The organism is Streptomyces sp. 11-1-2 (assembly GCF_003595545.1).
In the GTDB taxonomy this organism is placed as follows: domain Bacteria; phylum Actinomycetota; class Actinomycetes; order Streptomycetales; family Streptomycetaceae; genus Streptomyces; species Streptomyces hygroscopicus_B.
The window spans coordinates 10,151,246-10,169,305 of sequence record NZ_CP022545.1 but is presented as its reverse complement, the minus strand read 5'-3'; the positions used below and the strand labels follow the sequence as shown (position 1 = coordinate 10,169,305).

The window sequence follows — 18,060 nt, the reverse complement described above, 5'->3', positions numbered from 1 at the left end:
GCGGCTCCGCTGTCAGGCGCGCCGCGCCGCGGTCACGCCAACTCCGTCCGGTCGACGTACAGTTCGGTGGGCAGTTGCTCCCGGTGCTTGATGTCCAGCTTGCGGAACACCCGGGTCAGATGCTGCTCCACCGTGCTGGCCGTGACGTACAGCTTCCCGGCGATCTCCCGGTTGGTGTAGCCCATCGCGGCCAGCGACGCGACACGCCGTTCGGAGTGCGTCAGCCGCTCGATCGCGGTGTCCGACTTCGGCGTTGGTGCGGTGGCATGGTGCTGGTCGTCGGCCGGCAGCCACTCCTCGTACAGCGACGCCGCGTCGCACATCTTCGCCACATGCCAGGCCCGGCGCATGGTCCGGCGGGCCTGCTTCTTCTCACCGAGCGCGTGGTACGCCTGGCTGAGGTCCCACAGCGTGCGGGCCAGCTCGTACTTGTCCTCCTGCTCGGTGAACAGGCCCACCGCCTCGTTGAGCAACTGCGGCCGCCGCTTCGCCGAACTGGTGGCCGCCAGAAGACGCAACGACTGCCCGCGGGCCCGGGCGCCGTCCGTGTGCGGACGGCTGAGCTGCTGGTACACCAGGATCCGGGCCTGGTCGTGGTTGCCCTGCGCCAGCCATGCCTCCGCCGCCCCGATCCGCCACGGCACCGGGTCGCAGCCGCTGCTCAGCCCCCAGTCGGTGAGCAGTTCACCGCACAGCAGGAAGTCCGCGAGCGCGGCCTGGTGCCGGCCAGCCGCCAGGAAGTAGTGGCCGCGCGCGTACAGGTAGTGCAGCCCGTAGGAGCTTTTGAACATGGCGTTGGGCACGGTCTGCGCGACATGGAACCCCGCCTCCTCGTGCCGCCCCATCCGCGTACACGCCAGGATGAGGGCGCCGAGCGGCAGCCCGATCGCGACACCCCAGGCGCCGGGGGAGGCGTGGGTGAGGGCGGCGCGGGACTGCTCCGCGGCCTCGGCGAGGTCACCGCGGCGCAGTGCGATCTCCGACCTGGCCGCCGACAGCACCGCCTGCCGCATCGGGACGTGCGGTCCCCCACCGGTCTCGCCGAGCGCACCCTCGCACCAGGCGGACGCCAGGTCGTTCCGGCCGCCGTAGACCAGGGCGAGCAGGGCGAACAGCCCCGCCTGCTCGTGGCATGCCGGGTCGTGCCCGAGCTGCAGTTCGCGCAGCACCTCCTCGGCCCGCCGGACGGTGTCATGGGTCTGCCCGCCGGTGAGCACGTCGGCCAGGACGGTGCCGGCCCGGGGCCACACCGCCGCCCGTGTCGCCGCGGAGCCACCGTGGTGTGCCGGGGCCGCCCGCCGCTCCGCCAGCCAGGGATAGGTGCAGGTGAGTGCCGCCTCGATGGCATGGAGCTGGTCCGTGGCCGCGGGGTCCTCGCGCAGGTGGGCGAGCAGCCCCTCCACCTCGCCCAGTCCCCCCTTCCACAGGAGCTGCATGAGCAGGGTGACGCTGTCGGGGAGGCCGAGCCGGCCGGCGCGGACGGCGTCGTACAGCGGTGCGTGGTGCCGCGTGGCGGTGGACGGATTGATCTTCCATTCCGCCCCGGCGAGCTTCGCCTGCAGGGCTGCACGGCGCTCTTCGTGCGGGCATTGCTCGAAGGACTGCTCCAGTAAGTCGACGGCGATGGACGCCTCTTCGCCCACCGCCACCTGCTCGGCCACTTCCAGAAGCACCTCGGCCGACCACGAGTCGGGGATCTGCCCGGCCCGCACCAGATGACGGGCGATCGTGGTGGCGGGCCTGCCCTGGTCGTGCAGCAGCCGCGCGGCCCGCTGGTGCAGGGTCCTGCGGGCCTGTGCCGGCATGTCGTTGAGCACGCTCAACCGCGCCGCCTCCTGCCGGAACTCGCCCTCGTCCATCAGCCCGGCCCCGGTCAGCGCCGCGAGCACCTGGCTGATGGGCTCGGGCTCGTGTCCGGTCATCCAGGCGAGGTCGGCGGCGGGCAGGGCGGATCCCACCACGGCCAGCGCGCGCACCACGTCCAGGAAGATCGGCTCATTGCGGTGCAGGCAGCTCAGGAAGGACTGGCCGTAGCCGGCCTGGCTGGCCTCGCCGTGTTCGCGGTAGTCGGACAGCAGAGTGTGCAGCAGCAGCCGGTTGCCACCGGTGGCGGCGCAGATGTCGCCGACGTGGGCGCGAGCGGTCTCCCCCAGCTCCGCCACGACCACTTCGGCCACCTGGCCGGGGGAGAGCGGGCCCAGGCCGATGCGGCGCAGGTGCTGGGCGCGCAGCAGTTCGTAGCGGAGCGGCAGGGACGACGGCAGGCTCAAGTCGTCGGTGAATACGGCCGCGATGCGCGCCGAGTCCAGGCGCCGCACCAGTTGCAGGAGGAAGTGTGCGGAGGCCGCGTCGCTGTGCCGGACATCGTCCACGGCGACGAGCAGCGGCGTGTGTTCCGCGTGGTCGATCAGCGAGGTGCACAGCCGGTGGCACAGCCGGGCGATCCCGGCCTGGTCCAGCGGATCGCCGGCCGCGCGGAGGATGTCCGGCAGCCCCGGTACCTCGGGCAGCCCGCCCGGTGACTTCCAGGCGCCGCGGGCCAATTGTGAGACGACCCCGAAGGGAAGGTCCCGCTCGCTGGGGGAACACGTCGCTGTGACGGTGAGATAGCCGGCCTCGGAGGCTCGCTCGGCGAACGACCGGAGCAGGGTCGTCTTCCCGCATGCCAGCGGTCCGTCCACGAGAAGAGCCTGCCCGGGCCGCACCAAAGAGTCACCGAATGGATGTCCGAGGTACGCCGCGGTATGCAATACCCCGCCCATCGGACGGGAATTCGGCTCGGTATTCAACGGCATGGCATAGCTGTAGGGCATGGTGATGGTCCCCGATCGAGGTCGACGGAATACGGACTCGCGGCCCTTGAGTCAGACCAAATTGTTGATCGGGACACGATTCCATCAGCACGCCCCCGCCCGCCTCAACCCCTACCGGAACCTCCGCCCCCTAACCGGCGCCACCACATCTCGTTCCCTTCATCGCGCCGTCAGTTATCCGTGGCGGGCGCCGCACGGTCAACCCCCTATCGAGTCCGTGCGCCCCTAAAACGTATGCGGAGAAACGTCCAGGCGGCTCGGATACCGTGACGCATCACCATGCGGGCGCGCGGGGCATCGCCGCGAGGGTGGCGCCGACGGTGTCCTCGGGGATCCCGCGCACCAGTCCGGGCCCCGCGGGGCTATCCAGGACGAACGTCAGCCCGTCGGTGGCCTTCTTGTCCAGGCGCATCAGCTCCACCAGCTCGGACACGGAGACATGCGGGGGCAGCGCGGTCGGCAGGCCGTAGCGGGCGACCACGTCATGATGCTCGGCCACGCGCTCCGGGCCGATGCGCCCCAGCGCGCCGGCGAGCCGGCCGGCGAAAACCGTGCCGATGGCCACGCCCTCCCCGTGCCGCAGCGCGAACCCGGTGGCACGTTCCAGCGCATGCCCCAACGTGTGTCCGTAGTTGAGGAGGTGGCGCAGGCCCGAGTCGCGCTCGTCCGCGGCGACGATGCCCGCCTTGAGCGTCACACTGGCCGAGATCTGGTCGAGCAGCGGCAGCCCGTCGAGATCGGGCGCGCCGATGAAGTGGCAGCGGGCGATCTCACCGAGGCCGTTGCGCCATTCCCGTTCGGGCAGGGTCTTCAGATGTTCGAGGTCGCAGAGCACGGCCGCGGGCTGCCAGTAGGCGCCGACCAGATTCTTGCCCTCGGGCAGATTCACCGCGGTCTTCCCGCCGACGCTCGCGTCCACCTGGGCGAGCAGCGAGGTCGGCACGTGTACGACCGGGGTGCCCCGGTGGTAGAGGGCGGCGGCCAGGCCCACCGTGTCGGTCGTGGTGCCGCCGCCACAGGACACCACCACATCCGAGCGGGTCAGTCCGAATCCGACGAACCGGCGGCACAGATCGGTCACGGCGGCCAGGTCCTTGGCCGCCTCCCCGTCGCGGGCGGGTACGACGAGCGAGGGCACTCCTGGGTCGGGGGTCTGCTCGGCGGGCCGCGCGGTGACCACCACCGCCCTGCGCGCGCCCAGGGCGGCCACCACCTGTGGGAGCAGCCGCTGCACACCGTGTCCGATGTGCACGGTGTAGGAGCGTTCGGCCAGCCCGACGTCGACCTGTCGGGCGGGGGAAGCGGAACTGGCGGCCGGACTGGAAGTCGACGTGGTCAAGACTGCTTTCCCATCGCTGGCGCGGCCCCGGCGAGAAGCCGTCTCGCCGGGGCCGGAATCGGGTGCGTGCGGAGCCCTTTTCAGTCCTCGACCGTGATCGCGGCGGCCGGGCACAGGAACGAGGCCTCGGCGACGCTGTCGCGCAGCGCGAGCGGCGGCCGCGGGTCCAGCAGGACCACTGTCCCGTCCTCCTCCCGCTGGTCGAAAACCTCCGGCGCCGCCAGCGCGCAATGCCCGGCCGCGCAGCACTTCTCCTGATCCACCGAGACCTTCACCATCGTGTTCCCCTCATCATCCTTCTGTCATCCGTTCCGCGGTCACCAGGCGACGGGCACACGGGCGACGCCGAAGTTCATCGACTCGTACAAAAACGCCAGGTCGTCGAAGGGGACCTCCAGGCGCAGCGTCGGCAGCCGGCGCAGCAGGGTCTCCAGGGCGATCTGGAGCTCGACCCGGGCGAGGGTCTGCCCCAGGCACTGGTGCACTCCAAAGCCGAACGCGACATGTTCGCGGGCGTTCGGCCGGCTCAGGTCCAGTTCGTGGGCGTCCGCGAAGTGGGGGTCGCGGTTGGCGCTGGGCAGATTGATGATCACCCCTTCACCGGCCGGGATGAGCACCCCGCCGACCTCGACGTCCTCGGTGGCCACCCGTCCGGTACCTTCCTGGACGATCGTGATGTACCGGAGCAGTTCGTCCACCGCGTTGCCCATCAGCCCGGCGTCCGCCCGCAGCCGGGCGAGCTGTTCGGGGTGGCTCAGCAACAGGACGGTGGACAGGGCGATCATGTTGGCGGTGGTCTCGTGCCCGGCCAGCAGCAGCACCAGGGCGGTGGCGACCACCTGCTGCTGGGTGAGCCCGCCCGTCAGCTCCTGGTCGACGATGAGCCGGCTGAGGAGATCGTCTCCCGGGTCGGCGCGCTTGGCCGCGCACATCCGGGCGACGTAGTCCACCATGACGCCGAGCGCGGCGCCCATCTCCTCGGCCGACGCGGTGAAGTCCATGACGCCCTGCGACGCCTGCTGGAACTCCGCGAAGTCGGCGTCCGAGACCCCCAGCATCACACCGATCACCTGGGACGGCAGGGGGAAGGCGAAGTCGGCCACCAGGTCGGCCGGCGGCCCCTGGGCGATCAGCCGGTCCAGGAGGCCGTCCACGATGCCCTGGATCATCGGCCGCATCGCCTCGGTGCGCCGGATGGTGAAGTTCGCGGTGAGCATGCGGCGGATCCGGGCGTGCTCCGGATCGTCCATCCTCCCGAGGTTGAACACCTCGGCCGGCACCTCGAACTTCACGAAGCGCGGCATCGCCTTGTGCGTGCCGTCGGCGCTGAACCTGCTGTCGCCGAGCGCGGCCCGCGCCTCGTGATAGCCGGTGACGAGAAACGGGGTGCTGCCATCCCACATCCGCACCCGCGTGACGGCGGACCGCTCGCGCAACTCCTCGTATCCCAGCGGGGGTGAGAACGGGCATGCAGCAGCCCGCGATTCGGGGTAGTCGCGTATCTCGTCCATGCCTGTCCGTCCTGTCCGTCGCTTCGTCGCCACCACTGCGCCGCCCTACGGATGGACAAGTCTGGTCCGCGCACCCGCTCCCCACTCCCCTAACCACTCCCCTATGCCCCCTTGGCTTGAGGGCAGGTATCCCCCCTTGCCTCGGCGGCAGGACACTCAGCAGGAGGACGATCCGGTGGCTCCGATGAGCAGCCACAGACGGCGCGACAGCTCCTGCCGATTTCCCACTGAGAGCTTGCGGTAGATGCGCGTCAGATGCTGCTCCACGGTGCTGACCGTGATGTAGAGGCTCTTGGCGATCTGCCGGTTGGACATCCCCGACGCGGCCAGGGTCGCCACGCGCCACTCGGCCTCCGAGATAACGGGCTGCTCTGCGCCTTCGGCCGACGCGCCGGGCTCTCTCTCCTCGGACTCCCCGGCGGCTTCCGACAGTCGAGCGTCCACGGGGCTCTCGGCGCCGTCCACGACCAGGTCCCTGCGGCTCTCGTGCTGGGCGCTGATCCCGCACTCGTCCATCAGCTTCTGCGCCTCATGCCAGGTGGTGCGAGCCTGTTGGGTCTCTCCGGTGCTGAGGAAGTCCTGGCTGAGCTCGGCGAGCGTACGGGCGAGTTCGAAACGGTCGCCGTGCTCACGCAGACACTTGGCGGACTGATAGAGGAGCAGCCTGCGCTTGTCCGGGTCCTCGGCCATGGCCAGAACGCGCAGCGCTCGGCCACGGGTGCTCAAGGGGCGGTCGGGCGAGAGCTTGAGCTCTTCCAGGGCGAGTCTTTTGGCCTCCGCCGGCTCCTGGACATGCAGATACGCCTCGGCGGCGTCGATGCGCCAGGGCGCCAGGTCGCCGAAGTCCACGGGCCACTGGTCCATCAGCATCCCGCTCACCATGAAATCGCTCAGCGCGGCATAGGGGCGGTTGGTGGCCAGACAGTACTGTCCGCGAGCCCGGAGGTACTCCAATCCCACAACGCTGTCGAACATTTCCTTCGGCACCCAGTAACGCAGATATCGCTCGGCATCATCGAGTCTGCCGATGGCGGTGTGGGCCGCCACCAGAACGGAGAGCGGCAATCCGATGGCGACGCCCCAGCCGCGCGGGGGGATGGAATTCAGTGCGGTGCCGGCGAAATCGATGGCCGAGGTGAAGTCCCCACGGCGGCATCTGATGTAGGCGCGCATGGACAGAGCGACGGCGCCGGGCGTCTTCATGTTCAGCTTGTCGGCCGCGGTGAAAAGCGCGCCGCACAGCCGGTCCGCCGTTTCCGCTTCTCCTCTCGCGGTCAATGCCCAGACCATCCGGCAGGCGTATGCGTACGCGAACCAGAAGTGATTGGAGGGCGACAACAGATGCATGGCATCGGGAAAGAAGTCCGCCACCTGCCGGGGATCCTGGAAATGCCCGATCTCCATGCCCAGTTCGCCGACGGACAGCTGCAGACCGTGCTCCAGGTTGGCCGCCCACAGTCCGTCGACTTCCCCGTCCGAGAGAGCGTGGTCGGGGAAGTCATGGATCAGGGTCGGTTTGAGGAAGGTGGCCCACTGCCGGGTCACCCGCAGAGCGGCCATGCTGGACGCGTTATCGGTGTCACCACCGCCCGACAGCCACTTGAAGGCTTCTTCCCCATCGCTGAACCGGCCGAACCACAGCACCATGAAGAGCAGAAAGCACAGATACCGCTCGGGGATGTCGGCGGGGAATTCCTCCCGTATCGCGGCCAACAGGCGGTCCAGTTCGGGTTCGGCGGTCGCCGGATTGCTGGACCATAACGCCCCGACCAGCGCCATGAGAATGTCCATGTGCTCCCGTCGGCCGAGGTCCGCGCGGGCGGCGAGCCGCAGGCCGGCGATCGCTTCCTCCGTACGGCCGTGGTCGAGATTCTTCTGGGCCGCGTGCCAGAGCACTGTGACGCCTTTTTGGTCGGGCGTTTTATCGGCGGTGACCAGGAGTTCCGCCACCGCGATCGGGTCGGCCCCGTCGGCATACAAAAGTTCGGCCGCTTTCGCGCTGAGGCGGGCCCGGTCCTCCGCGGGCAGCGTCTCCAGCGTGGCGTATCGCGCCGCGGGGTGCCGGAAACGTCCGTCCTCCAGCAGTCCCGCGGAGTTCATGATGGTGATGACCCGGGCCACGCGTTCCTGGCCGCATTCGAGCAGATTGGCCACCCGCCACGGGCTGCCGTACCGGTCCAGCACCGCGAGGGCCTGTGCCACCTGGAGCAACGCCGGATGGGATAACAGACACCCGCGATAGGCCTCCTGGAACTCCGCGCCGACGGTGACAGCAGTCTCCGGCCCGCCCGGAGCGGCTTGGAGATGGTCGCGCAGCAGGGCCTTGACCAGTCTGGGATTGCCACCGCTGACGGCGTGGCAGGAGGCGCGGATCCGGTCGGCCAGGTCGGCGTCGCTGTGCCGCTCCAGCAGGTGTCCGACCCCGGATTCCGGGAGTGTATCGATCTTGATCTTGTAGAACTCGTGGAAGCCGTGAGTCGGGGCGCACAACGGATGTGTCTGCCCGCCGGTCATCACGACGAGTGTGCGGGTGCCGGACGCATGCCTGGCGATATACAGAAGGCACATGAGGGAGGGGTAGTCGGCATGCTCGGCATCGTCAATCGCGATGATCAGCTGCTTGCCGCCCGCGATACGGTGCAGCACATCGGATATTTCACGGACCAGGCTTCTCAGCATGCCGGGTTCGGCCTCCGAATACCGCTCTCCGGCAGTCCTCCAGCGCGCCACGACGTCCAATTCGCCCATGAACGCGGAGGACCAGATCAGCTGTTCCACTATGTTGAACGGGATGGCGGTGTCGTCCGCGAATCCGGACGCCGTAAGACAGACCGCACCCGACTCGGCCGCCTGTTCCTTCAGACAGCCCAATAAGGAGGTCTTTCCGACGCCGGGCCCCCCGGTCACTTGGAGAAGCCCGCCGTTGCCTCGTGCTGCCGCGTCGAGGACGTCGCGAAGCTCGAATTGATAATCTGTCAGTCCCATACTCATCAGTCCTCGCTGTGGGGGTGTGCGTCTGAGCGATGAGTTGATCTCCGCAGTCATCCCACCCTGCGGAAGAAGGCTTCTCTGACGAGACAGATAACCGCTGCGCCGACGGCGGACGATTCCCTGATCTGGATCACCTCCGGTGGGAGCCCATGTCCTTGACGTTCATACAAGCAGAGTCACAACCGGAGCGAAACCTTCCACCGATCATGATGAACCACGGTTTCCGACCCCCGCGTGAACGTGCCTGCCCGAGCGGGCGGCCCCCTTCCTCGCACCCCCGAGAAGGGCGGGGCGCCACCGGTGCCGGCGCGCAGGAGAAAGGCGATGTACGGCATGCCGACGCGAATGCACCTCGGACTCTGAACCGGTTATGGACCCGGCAGCATTCCTTGCCCTGTGCAAAGCTGGCGGTTTACCAGCAGCCGCCCCGGCCGGTCGCCGCTCCACGCCCGTCCCAGCGGGCTCCGGAGCGGCAAGTGCCCCACCTGCGGTCATCCCCCGGTTGCCTCAAAGTCATGTCGCGTACCATTCCCGGCAACCTCCTCGCCCCTCAGCAGATATGTCTGCCCCCCGACTCGCGACGGAGATACGGGGATTGACCCCTATATGATCACCGCGACAGCGCGACCATAAACGGCCGCCGCCCCATGATTCCCCTAAACTCTTCGCCGTGATTTGGCCGGGATTTATCTGCCTGCAAAACGGCCGAAACGGGTGCGCCGTGGACCGAGCCCGGGGCCGGACCCGCGGCATACGACGCCGGAAGTCCTGGCTCCTGGCCACTTCAGAGACGAGGGAGCGTGAACTGTGACCGTCAAGGGCGCGTTGTTCGACTTCTCCGGGACGCTGTTCCGAATCGAGTCCGCCGAGTCCTGGCTCCGTACCGTGCTGGAGCGGAGCGGGACCGCGGCCCCGGACGAGGATGTCCTACGGTACGCGCGGAACCTGGAGGAGGCCGGTGCGCTGCCCGGCGGCGCCCCACCGCTCGCGGTGCCGCCGCACCTGGAGGAGGTGTGGGCCGTACGGGACCGCGGCGCCGAGCCGCACCGGGCCGCCTTCACCGGTATGGCCCGCGAGGTGCCGCTGCCCCGCCCCGAGCTCTACGACGCCCTCTATGACCGCCATATGGAGCCCGCGGCCTGGCGGCCCTACCCCGACGCCCGCGAGGTGCTGGGCGAGCTGCGCCGGCGCGGGGTGCGGATCGCGGTGGTCAGCAACATCGGCTGGGATTTGCGCCCGGTCTTCCGCGCCCACGGCCTGGACCCGCTGGTGGACGCCTATGCGCTCTCGTACGAGCACGGGGTGCAGAAGCCGGACCCGAGGCTGTTCCAGGCCGCGTGCGACGCGCTGGGCGTGGCCCCGGGCGACACGGTGATGGTGGGCGACGACCGCCGGGCGGACGCGGGAGCGGCGGCCCTGGGCTGCCGGGTCCACCTGGTGGACCATCTCCCGGTGGACCGGCGTCCGGACGCCCTGCGCGCGGTTCTCGGCCTGCCGCCGGACGCCGCCACGGCCCCCTAGGCCCCGCGGAACGAAGCCCGAAAGGGATCCCACGGGGCGAACCCACCGGTTCGGGCGATCCCCCCATGCCGCCCGAACCGGCGGAGACATACGGCGGCCCTCGAAGGATCGGCGGACAACCGAACGTCGCCTGAGTATATTGGCTGACAGCCAGCCAACGCAGGAGTTACAGCATGGTCCCCCGAAGCCCGTCGGTCAATGAGGAGTTGCGCCGCCGATCCCAGGCCCGTCTGCTGGAGGCGACGGTCGAGCTGATCGACGAGCACGGCTACGAGGCGACCACCCTCGCCCATATCGCCGACCGGGCCGGGGCGGCCCGCGGCCTGGTCTCGTACTACTTCCCGGGCAAGCGGCAGCTACTGCAGACGGCCGTCCACCGGCTGATGCACATGGAGTTGACCCGGGGGCTCGAGCGGGAGCCGCGCCCGGAGGGCGAGGAGTCCGGGCGGGAGCTGATGGCGCGGGCGATCGACGCGATCCTGGGGCTGGCCCGGGACCGGCCGCGGCTGATGCGGACGCATATGGCGGGGATCCTCACGGCCGAGGGCTTCATCCAGTGCCCCGAGCAGCAGCGGCTGGCCGGTCTGCTGCGGGACACCGTCACGCGGTACGGCTCCGAGGACCCCGAGACCGACTACCGGCTGCTGCGCGCCCTGCTGATGGGCGCGGTGGTCGCGGTGCTGCTGCCGGGCGCGCCGATGCCGCCCGAGCGGCTGCGGGCGGAGCTGTTCCACCGCTACGGACTGGACTGGGAGCTCGGGCTCCCGCCGGGCGAGGAACCGCCCGACGGGAGCCGGATGAGCACGCCGGAGTGAACGGACGGGCTCTCAGCGGTAGTCGGGCTGCGTCTGCGTGTTCAGCTCGCGCAGCCGGACCGACGCGGCGCTGTCGGTGCGCCGGTCGTGGATCTTCAGGACATCGAAGCCCTTCTCGATGTCGTTGGAGTAGATGTAGCCGTTGTAGTAGTACGCGGACCAGGAGCCGCCGGTGACGAGCGTGTCGCTGGAGAGCGGCCCGCGCTCGAAGTAGCCGATCTCCTCGGGCTTGTCGGAGTTGGTGAAGTCCCAGACGGAGACGCCGCCCTGGTACCACGCCTGGACCATGATGTCGCGGCCCTTGGCCGGGATCAGCGAGCCGTTGTGGGCGACGCAGTTCTCGGTGTCGGCCTGGTGGCGCGGGATCTTGTAGTAGCTCCGGAAGACCAGCTTGCGCTTGTCGCCCTTGCCGACGATGTCGTAGATGCCGTCGGCGCCGCGGTCCTGGCCCACCTCGGTGTTGCAGGTCGCGGCGACGCCGCCGCCCAGCTCATCGGTGAACACGACCTTGGTGCCGCGCTCGTTGAAGGTCGCCGAGTGCCAGAAGGCGAAGTTGACGTTGTCCTCGACCCGGTCGATGACCCTCGGCTTCGCGGGGTCGGCGATGTCGAGCAGGACGCCGTCGCCCATGCACGCGCCCGCCGCCAGCTTCAGCTTGGGGAACGTGGTGAGGTCATGGCAGCCGGTGGTCTGCGAGACGCCGGGGTTGGTGGACCCGCCGGGGTTTCCGCCGTCCGGGAAGAGCACGGGGAAGTCGATGACCGCGGCCTTTTCGGGCGCCTTACGGGGCACCTTGATGACGGAGATGCCGTCATGCGGGGGCTGGCAGTCCGGGAAGGTGGCGCTGGGCGCGTACGAGGAGACGTAGATGTACACGTCCTTGCGCTCGGGCACCAGGGTGTGGGTGTGCGAACCGCAGGAGGTCTCGACGGCGGCGACGTACTGAGGGTTCCGCTTGTCGCTGATGTCGAAGACCTTCATGCCCTCCCAGGAGGACTTCTCGGTCGCGGGCTGGGTGGTGCTGGTGCAGGAGTTGTCGCTGCGCGAGGAGTCGGTGGAGAGGAAGAGCAGGTCTCCCGAGACCGAAACATCGTTCTGCGAGCCCGGGCAGAGCACCTGGCTCACCATCTTCGGGCTCTTCGGCCGGCTGATGTCGTAGATGACAAAGCCGTCGTAGTTGCCCGCGAAGGCGTACTTGCCCTGGAAGGCCAGGTCGGTGTTGATGCCCTTGAGGTCCTGCTTGGGGATGTTGGTGAGGTGGCTGACATTGTCGCTGTGGACCACCTGGTCCACGCCGGGGATGTCGCCGTCCTCGATGGCGGCCCTGGCTTCCGACTGCTGCCCCTTCGTCACCCGCTCCTTGTGCGGGGCGTCACCGGGGTCGGGCGTCGCTGCCGCCGGGCCCGCGGCCAGCAAGGTGGCCACCAGACCGAAGGCGGCCGCGGCCGCGCCGAGATATCTGCGCCGCTGCGGAGGTCTTTCCCACGGCTTCACTGCGTCCTCCCTTTTTCGCCGTCCCCGTTCGGAGTTGAACGGTTGACGGACCGGAGGAAGTATCGCTCTATCCATGTACACCACAACAGGTAGCAACATGTTCGTAAAGAGAATTTCCCAACGCGCCCGGCACGGTCGCGCCGCTGACGTGCTAAGACGGTCTGCGGATCCCAAGCGCCCCAGGAGGCCACGGTGTTGAACCGCCGTACGACGCTCCACACCGCATCCCTCGCGGCCGCCGTGGCGGCAGCCCTGGCACTCGTCCTGACCGGCTGTGACGCGGAGAGCGGCGGCGGGGCCGACGCCGGAAAGGGCAAGGACGGGAAGCCCGCGGTGATCGCGCCGGGCAAGCCCGGCGAGGCGGCGAAGAAGCTGTCGGCCGAGGAGGCGGCGAAGGCGGGGGACGACGACTCCCCCAACACGGCCGACCGCTCCTACGTCCGCATGATGATCGAGCACCATGCGCAGGCCCTGGTGATGACCGACCTCGCCACCGACCGGGCCAAGTCGGCGAAGGTCAAGCGGCTCGCGGACCGCATCGCGGCCGGGCAGAAGCCGGAGATCGAGGCGATGCGCGGCTGGCAGAAGACCAACGGCGGCGCGCCGAAGGGCGACGACAGCGCCCATGAGGGCCATGACGCGAAGATGCCGGGAATGGCCACCGCGGCCGAGCTCAAGCGGCTGCGCGGCGCCGAGGGCGCCGACTTCGACGCGCTCTTCCTCAAGCTGATGATCGCCCATCACCGGGGCGCGGTCTCCATGGCCACGGATGTGCTGGCCCAGGGGAACAACATCCAGGTGGAGGAGATGGCGGGCGATGTGATCGCGCAGCAGAGCAGCGAGATCCGGCGGATGCTGCGGACGTCGTAGGCGGACAGCGGTAGGCGGATATTCGTAGGCGGATCTCGTAGAGGGGCGCCACAGGGGCGTACGGGGCCCGTTGAACCGATCTCGTCGAGCCGGGCTCGCGGCGCGGTCGCGGGCCCGTGGACCGGTGGCCGGGAGGCGTCATCCGGGCCGGTCCCCCGGCGCGTAGTGCCGGACACGACGCCCCGCCGGGTGGGATGCTGGAGACATCCTGCGGAAGGGGCTCCTTCGTGCTTCGCGTCGCGGTCGTCGGATCCGGGCCGAGTGGGGTGTACGCCGCCCAAGCGCTCGTCCAGCAGCAGGCTGTCCCCGAGGTGTCGGTGCATGTGCTGGACCGGCTGCCCTGTCCGTACGGGCTGGTGCGCTACGGTGTCGCGCCCGACCATGAGAAGATCAAGTCGCTGCAGCACACCCTGCGCGCGGTCCTGGAACATCCCCGGGTCAGCTTTCTCGGCCATGTGCATGTGGGCCCGCCCCCGCTGCTGCCCGAGCGGCTGCTGGAGCTCTACCACGCGGTGGTCTACTGCGTGGGGGCGGCGACCGACCGGCGGCTCGGCGTTCCGGGCGAGGAGCTGGCGGGCAGCTTCTCCGCGACCGACTTCGTCTCCTGGTACAGCGCCCATCCCGACGCGACCGGCGACGCCTTCGCGCTCGGGGCGGACTCCGCCGTCGTCGTCGGGGTGGGCAATGTCGCGGTGGACGTGGCGCGCATCCTGGCCCGCGGGGCGGAGGAGCTGCGGCCCACCGATGTGCCGCACGCCGCCCTCGGGGCACTGTCCGAAAGCCGGGTCTCGGACATCCATATGGTCGGCAGGCGCGGGCCGTCGCAGGCGAAGTTCACCACCAAGGAGCTGCGTGAGCTGGGCTCGCTGACCGGCGCCGAGGTGCTGGTGCGCCCCGAGGAGCTGGCGCTGGACCCGGGGTACGAGGACCCGTCGGGGCTGCCGGGGGTCAACCGGCGCAATGTCGAGGTGCTGCGCGACTGGGCGCGGCGTGCGCCCGTGGGCCGGCCGCGCCGGATCCATCTGCGGTTCTTCCTGCGGCCGGTGGCGCTGCTGGGCGAGGGCGCGGTGCGCGCGGTGCGCTTCGAGCGGACCGCGCCGGACGGGCGCGGCGGGGTCGCGGGCACCGGGGTTTTCGAGGACATCGAGGCGCCGCTGGTGCTGCGGTCGGTGGGCTATCGGGGGGTGCCGCTGCCGGGGCTGCCGTTCGACGAGGAGCGCGGCACGGTCCCCAACGCGGCGGGGCGGGTGCTGCGCGGCGGCGAGCCCTCGTCCGGGGAGTACGTGGCGGGGTGGATCAAGCGCGGGCCGACCGGGGTGATCGGCACCAACCGGCCGTGCGCGAAGGAGACCGTGGCCTCGCTGCTGGCCGACGCGGAGGCGCTCGCCGCCCGCCCGGTAGTGGCGGATCCGCTGCGGGCGCTGCGCGAGGCGGGAGTGGAACCGGTGGAGTGGACCGGCTGGCTGCGGATCGAGGCGGCCGAGGAGGCACTCGGGGCGGCGCTGGGGCGTACGAAGGTGAAGATTCCGGACTGGATGGGGCTGCTGGGCGCGGCGCGCGAGCAGGAGTGAACCGGGCGGGGCGCCGGTCGGGCTCCGTCGGCGGTCCCCGGGTCCGCGCAGTCAGAGGGGTTGACACACGGCGGCAACGCCCCTGAAATCAACAGATTGTTGAATCCCTCTACGGTTGCGTCACCCTGATCCGCCGCCCATCCCGTCGCCGCGCGAGGAGCCGCCATGACGTCCGTACGTCCTCCCGTGTCCATACGCCATCCCGTGGACGAGGTGCCGCCGCCCGGCCGGCTCGCCGCCTTCGGACTGCAGCATGTGCTGGCCATGTACGCGGGCGCGGTGGCCGTGCCGCTGATCGTCGGCGGCGCGATGAAGCTGTCCCCCGCCGATCTGGCGTATCTCATCAACGCCGATCTGCTGCTGTGCGGTATCGCCACGGTCCTGCAGTGCGTGGGGCTGTGGCGGTTCGGCGTCCGGCTGCCGATCATGCAGGGCTGCACCTTCGCGGCGGTCACCCCGATGGTGCTGATCGGCACCGAGGGCGGTGGGCTGCGCGCGATCTACGGTTCGGTGATCGTGGCCGGGGTGGCGATGATCCTGCTGGCGCCGGTCTTCGGGCGGCTGCTGCGGTTCTTCCCGCCGCTGGTGACCGGCACGGTGATACTGATCATCGGCCTGTCGCTGCTGCCGGTCGCGGGCAACTGGGCGGCGGGCGGCCAGGGCGCGGCGGACTTCGGCGCGCCGAAGAACCTGGGCCTGGCCGCCGGGGTGCTGGTCGTGGTCCTGGCCGTCCAGCGCTTCGCGCCCGGCTTTCTGAGCCGGGTCGCGGTGCTGGTGGGGATCGTGGCCGGGACGGCGGCCGCGATACCGCTGGGCTTCACCGACTTCTCCGGGGTGGGCGATTCCGACTGGGTCGGGGTCTCCACCCCGTTCCATTTCGGCTCCCCCACTTTCGAGACGCCGGCCGTGGTGTCGATGCTGGTCGTCGCGCTGGTGACGATGACCGAGACCACCGGCGACTTCATCGCGGTGGGCGAGATGACCGGGCGCCCGGTCGACCGGCGGCGGCTGGCGGACGGACTGCGCGCGGACGGCACCGCGACCGTGCTCGGCGGGGTCTTCAACACCTTCCCGTACACCGCCTTCGCGCAGAACGTCGGCCTGGTGGGGATGACCCGGGTGCGCAGCCGCTGGGTGGTGGCGGCCGCGGGCGGCATGCTGGTGCTGCTCGGGCTGGCCCCGAAGCTGGGCGCGGTGGTGGCGGCGATCCCGGCCCCGGTGCTGGGCGGGGCGGGTCTGGTGATGTTCGGTACGGTCGCGGCGAGCGGGCTGCGCACGCTGGCCGGGGTGGACTTCCGGGACAACCACAACCTCACCGTGGTCGCGGTGTCGGTCGCCGTGGGGCTGCTGCCGGTCGGCGTACCGGGGATCTACAAGGAGTTCCCGAACTGGTTCCAGACGGTGATGGACAGCGGGATCAGCGCCGGGTGCGTCACCGCGATCGCGCTCAATCTGCTCTTCAACCACCTGCCGGGCGGGCGGGCTTCAGCCCCGGTCGCCGCCGAGGCGCCCCTCCTGGAGGGCCGCGGCGGCGAGGACGCTGTCGAGCAGACCGGGGAACAGCGCGTCTAGGTCCTCCCGGCGCAGCGCGTTCATCTTGGCGGTGCCCCGGTAGATCTGGTGGATCACCCCGGATTCGCGCAGCACCCGGAAGTGGTGGGTGCTGGTGGACTTGCTGACCGGCAGGTCGATGACCGAGCAGGTCAGCTCGGCGGACTCCTCGGCGAGCGTCCGCACCACCCGCATCCGCATGGGGTCGGAGAGCGCGTGCAGCACATCCTCGAGGCGGATCGCCTCGCGCCGTGGGTGCTCCAGCGAGCGCCCCGTCGCTTGTGGCTGGGGCCCGGTCGACGTGGTCTGCGTCTGCACGGCTGCTCCTCATCGCCTCGTTCCGTGACCCCCAGTGTAGTTTGACGATCGCCGTACTACTTCAGGCCAGGAGGGAACGGGAGCGATCCGGGTTACCGACCGGCGCGGTGGTACTGGTCCGGGTTGCGCACCTGGCCGCCCAGCTCGGTCGCCGCGCGGCGGGCGAAGTAGGGGTCCCGGAGCAGCTCGCGGCCCAGCAGGACGGCGTCCGCCTCACCGTTGGTGACGATCTTCTCGGCCTGCTCCGCCTCGGTGATCAGCCCGACCGCGGCCACCGGCAGCCCGGTCTCCCGGCGCACCCGCTCGGCGAACCGCACCTGGTAGCCCGGCCCCGTCGGAATGCGCACTCCGGCGGCGTTGCCACCGCTGGAGACGTCGAGGAGGTCCACTCCATGGTCCTTGAGCAGGGCGGCGAGCCGGACGGTGTCCTCCGGGGTCCAGCCGTTCTCCTCCAGCCAGTCGGTGGCCGAGATACGGAAGAACAGCGGCAGGTCCTCCGGCCAGACCTCGCGGACCGCGTCGACGACCTCCAGGGCGAAGCGGACGCGGTTCTCGAAGGAGCCGCCGTAGCCGTCGGTGCGGTGGTTGCTGTGCGGGGAGAGGAACTCGCCGATGAGGTAGCCATGGGCACCGTGAATCTCGGCCACCTCGAACCCGGCCGCGAGCGCGCGCCGGGCGGCGTCCGCGAACTGGCGGGTGATCTCGCCGATCCGCTCCGCGGACAGCTCGTCCGGCACCGGATGGCCCTCGTCGAACGGAATCGCGCTCGGCGCCAGCGGCTGCCAGCTCCCCTGGTCGGCGCCGAGCGGCGCACCGCCCCGCCAGGGGGCGTCGGTGGACGCCTTACGGCCGGCATGGGCGAGCTGGATGCCCGGGACGGTGCCCTGCCCCTTGAGGAAGCCGACGAGCTTACGGAACGCCTCGACCTGGGTGTCGTTCCAGATGCCGAGGTCTCCGGGGGTGATGCGGCCCTCGGGGGAGACGGCCGTCGCCTCGACCAGGATCAGCCCGGTGCCACCGGTGGCGCGGGCGCCGTAGTGGACGAAGTGCCAGTCGTGCGGGACCCCGGCGCCCTCGTCCCCATCCGCGCTGTACTGGCACATGGGCGACATCCAGAGGCGGTTGGGGATGGTCAGCGACCGCAGGGTGAAGGGCTCGAAGAGGGCACTCATCAACGTCTCCGTTTCTCCTCGCGGGGCCCGGCCGGACCGCGCGGTAGTACGGTAACCATCGTAGTACGACGATCGTCAAATTACGAAGCCCCTC

The 18,060-nt window shown here is 70.0% G+C and carries 13 protein-coding genes; 5 read left to right on the top strand and 8 right to left on the bottom strand.

Annotation, left to right across the window (positions count from 1 at the left end):
- Window positions 1-32 precede the first annotated feature (32 nt).
- The 5 genes from CGL27_RS43670 to CGL27_RS43650 form a co-directional block, all read right to left on the bottom strand.
- A complete protein-coding gene (locus tag CGL27_RS43670; protein ID WP_346345789.1) occupies window positions 33-2,762 on the bottom strand; it encodes an AAA family ATPase in 2,730 nt (909 codons plus the stop codon).
- 325 nt (window positions 2,763-3,087) lie between these two features.
- Window positions 3,088-4,152, bottom strand: coding sequence for a 3-dehydroquinate synthase family protein (locus CGL27_RS43665; RefSeq protein WP_119993144.1), 1,065 nt, complete (start codon window positions 4,150-4,152; stop codon window positions 3,088-3,090).
- An 80-nt stretch (window positions 4,153-4,232) separates the two neighbouring features.
- Window positions 4,233-4,427 carry a ferredoxin gene (locus CGL27_RS43660; protein ID WP_119994841.1) on the bottom strand — a complete coding sequence of 65 codons (195 nt, stop codon included), beginning with the start codon at window positions 4,425-4,427 and terminating at the stop codon, window positions 4,233-4,235.
- A gap of 42 nt (window positions 4,428-4,469) precedes the next feature.
- On the bottom strand, window positions 4,470-5,663 hold the full coding sequence (locus CGL27_RS43655) for a cytochrome P450 (RefSeq protein WP_119993143.1): 1,194 nt from the start codon (window positions 5,661-5,663) through the stop codon (window positions 4,470-4,472).
- Window positions 5,664-5,819: 156 nt separating this feature from the next.
- Entirely contained in the window at window positions 5,820-8,648 is a 2,829-nt protein-coding gene (locus CGL27_RS43650; RefSeq protein WP_162953202.1) for a LuxR family transcriptional regulator, read from the bottom strand.
- Window positions 8,649-9,461: 813 nt separating this feature from the next.
- Here CGL27_RS43650 and CGL27_RS43645 point away from each other — a divergent pair.
- Entirely contained in the window at window positions 9,462-10,175 is a 714-nt protein-coding gene (locus CGL27_RS43645) for an HAD-IA family hydrolase (RefSeq protein WP_119993139.1), read from the top strand.
- Window positions 10,176-10,348: 173 nt separating this feature from the next.
- Complete coding sequence (locus tag CGL27_RS43640; protein WP_119993137.1) at window positions 10,349-10,990, top strand: TetR/AcrR family transcriptional regulator; 642 nt, start codon at window positions 10,349-10,351, stop codon at window positions 10,988-10,990.
- 12 nt (window positions 10,991-11,002) lie between these two features.
- Here the strand turns inward: CGL27_RS43640 and CGL27_RS43635 are convergent, their stop codons facing one another.
- Complete coding sequence (locus tag CGL27_RS43635; protein ID WP_119993136.1) at window positions 11,003-12,484, bottom strand: hypothetical protein; 1,482 nt, start codon at window positions 12,482-12,484, stop codon at window positions 11,003-11,005.
- A 192-nt stretch (window positions 12,485-12,676) separates the two neighbouring features.
- Here CGL27_RS43635 and CGL27_RS43630 point away from each other — a divergent pair, with 192 nt between their 5' ends.
- From CGL27_RS43630 to CGL27_RS43620, 3 genes are all read left to right on the top strand, one after another.
- Window positions 12,677-13,354 carry a DUF305 domain-containing protein gene (locus tag CGL27_RS43630; RefSeq protein ID WP_119993134.1) on the top strand — a complete coding sequence of 226 codons (678 nt, stop codon included), beginning with the start codon at window positions 12,677-12,679 and terminating at the stop codon, window positions 13,352-13,354.
- A 227-nt stretch (window positions 13,355-13,581) separates the two neighbouring features.
- Window positions 13,582-14,925 carry an FAD-dependent oxidoreductase gene (locus tag CGL27_RS43625; protein ID WP_119994840.1) on the top strand — a complete coding sequence of 448 codons (1,344 nt, stop codon included), beginning with the start codon at window positions 13,582-13,584 and terminating at the stop codon, window positions 14,923-14,925.
- 165 nt (window positions 14,926-15,090) lie between these two features.
- The gene (locus CGL27_RS43620; RefSeq protein ID WP_119993132.1) at window positions 15,091-16,497 is read left to right on the top strand and encodes a nucleobase:cation symporter-2 family protein; all 1,407 of its coding nucleotides are present in this window, start codon (window positions 15,091-15,093) and stop codon (window positions 16,495-16,497) included.
- On the opposite strand, the gene CGL27_RS43615 is transcribed toward CGL27_RS43620, so the two are convergent.
- Together CGL27_RS43615 and CGL27_RS43610 are read right to left on the bottom strand one after the other, a co-directional pair.
- Window positions 16,411-16,794, bottom strand: a complete 384-nt coding sequence (locus CGL27_RS43615; RefSeq protein WP_119993130.1) for a helix-turn-helix transcriptional regulator — start codon at window positions 16,792-16,794, stop codon at window positions 16,411-16,413. The genes CGL27_RS43620 and CGL27_RS43615 overlap by 87 nt on opposite strands.
- A 92-nt stretch (window positions 16,795-16,886) precedes the next feature.
- Window positions 16,887-17,966 (bottom strand): NADH:flavin oxidoreductase/NADH oxidase, encoded by a 1,080-nt coding sequence (locus CGL27_RS43610; protein WP_119993128.1) that lies wholly within the window; start codon window positions 17,964-17,966, stop codon window positions 16,887-16,889.
- Between the last annotated feature and the right edge of the window lie 94 nt (window positions 17,967-18,060).

Coding starts and splice junctions, on each gene's coding strand:
- CGL27_RS43670 (WP_346345789.1), bottom strand. CDS start 2,762: ATGGGCGGGGTATTGCATACCGCGGCGTACCTCGGACATCCATTCGGT.
- CGL27_RS43655 (WP_119993143.1), bottom strand. CDS start 5,663: ATGGACGAGATACGCGACTACCCCGAATCGCGGGCTGCTGCATGCCCG.
- CGL27_RS43650 (WP_162953202.1), bottom strand. CDS start 8,648: ATGGGACTGACAGATTATCAATTCGAGCTTCGCGACGTCCTCGACGCG.
- CGL27_RS43640 (WP_119993137.1), top strand. CDS start 10,349: ATGGTCCCCCGAAGCCCGTCGGTCAATGAGGAGTTGCGCCGCCGATCC.
- CGL27_RS43620 (WP_119993132.1), top strand. CDS start 15,091: ATGACGTCCGTACGTCCTCCCGTGTCCATACGCCATCCCGTGGACGAG.
- CGL27_RS43610 (WP_119993128.1), bottom strand. CDS start 17,966: ATGAGTGCCCTCTTCGAGCCCTTCACCCTGCGGTCGCTGACCATCCCC.